This window comes from Bradyrhizobium sp. PRIMUS42 (assembly GCF_023006515.1).
In the GTDB taxonomy this organism is placed as follows: Bacteria; Pseudomonadota; Alphaproteobacteria; order Rhizobiales; family Xanthobacteraceae; genus Bradyrhizobium.
In genome coordinates this window covers 1-1,254 of sequence record NZ_JALBGZ010001172.1, presented here as the reverse complement: position 1 = coordinate 1,254, position 1,254 = coordinate 1, and the positions used below count along the sequence as shown (strand labels likewise).

Annotated in this window: 2 protein-coding genes; both read right to left on the bottom strand. The window is 66.6% G+C overall.

The genetic code is table 11. The features are described 5' to 3' along the window. Nucleotides 1–537: inositol monophosphatase family protein (locus MOV75_RS38735; protein WP_246932227.1), on the bottom strand; the 537-nt coding region annotated here is incomplete at its 3' end. A 99-nt stretch (nt 538–636) separates the two neighbouring features. Continuing rightward, nucleotides 637–1,254: tetratricopeptide repeat protein (locus MOV75_RS38730; RefSeq protein ID WP_247008102.1), on the bottom strand; the 618-nt coding region annotated here is incomplete at its 5' end.

The following is a 1,254-nucleotide window of genomic DNA, read 5'->3' as shown; positions in this document are numbered from 1 at the left end:
GTCCTGGATCGCGGTCATCTCGCGGCGGAATTCCTCGTGGTCGCCGCGGCCGATATGGGGCAGGCCGCAGGCCACCACGCATTCGTTGAGCTGGCGGCGGCCGGCGACGCGCAGGCGCTGGTCGTTGAGGAAGGCGCCCTTGCCGCGCTCGGCGATGTAGAGCTCGTCATTGGCGGGGTTGTAGATCACGCCGGCGATGATCGTGCCCTCGCGCACGAGGCCGATCGAGATCGCGAATTGCGGGATGCCGTGCAGGAAGTTGGTGGTGCCGTCGAGCGGGTCGACGATCCAGGTGTGGCTCTTGTCGGAGCCCTCGCGCATGCCGCCTTCCTCGCCGATGAAGCCGTAGCCGGGACGGGCCTTGGCGAGATCCTGGTAAAGGATCTCCTCAGCGCGCTTGTCGGCGAGCGAGACGAAATTCGCCGGCCCCTTCAGCGAGACCTGGAGATGCTCGATCTCGCCGAGATCGCGCTTGAGACTGCGGCCAGCACGGCGCGCGGCCTTGACCATGACGTTGATAGTGGCGGAATACAGCATGAGGTTTCGGTCTTGATCGGGGGGAAAGGGCGCAAAATCGCGCCTGTTTGAGCAATTGGGTGCCCTGCGGGGGCGCTTGCGTCAAGTCATTGGGGCAAGTCATTTGCTCCCGAGCCATTTTTTGGCGGCGGCCTCCGCCTTGGCCCGGTCCTCGGCCGGCAAGTCGGATAATTGCTTGTCGAGCTCCGGGTCGCCCTTGCCGGCGGTTTTGGCCACCAGGTGCCATTTGAACCCCTCGACCTTGTCCGCGGATACGCCCACGCCGTTGATCAGCACCCACGCCAGCCGGTTCTGCGCGATCGCGCTGCCCTGGCGGGATGCCTTGCGAAGCAGGGCGACGGCAGCCGGCTGGTTCTTCGGCGTGCCGGTGCCGTTGAACATGGCGATGGCATATTCGACCTCGGCGTCGACATTGTCGGCGAGCGAGGCGGCCTGCAGCAGCCGCACCGCGCGTTCCGGGTCCTTCGCCACGCCGGTGCCTTCCTTGTAGAAGGTCGCAAGCGCGTATTGCGCCTCGGGCAGGCCGGCATCGGCGGCCTGGCGCAGCAGCTCGGCGGAGCGCTTGACGTCCTGCGGCAAGGTCTGGCCGTCGAGATAGAGCAAAGCGAGGTTATAGGCCGCCTTGGGCTCGCCGAGCTTGGCGGCGGACGCCATCAGCTTGACCGCCTCACCCTTGTCGACCGAGCCGCCGCGGCCGGAAATGCGCAGCATGGCGAG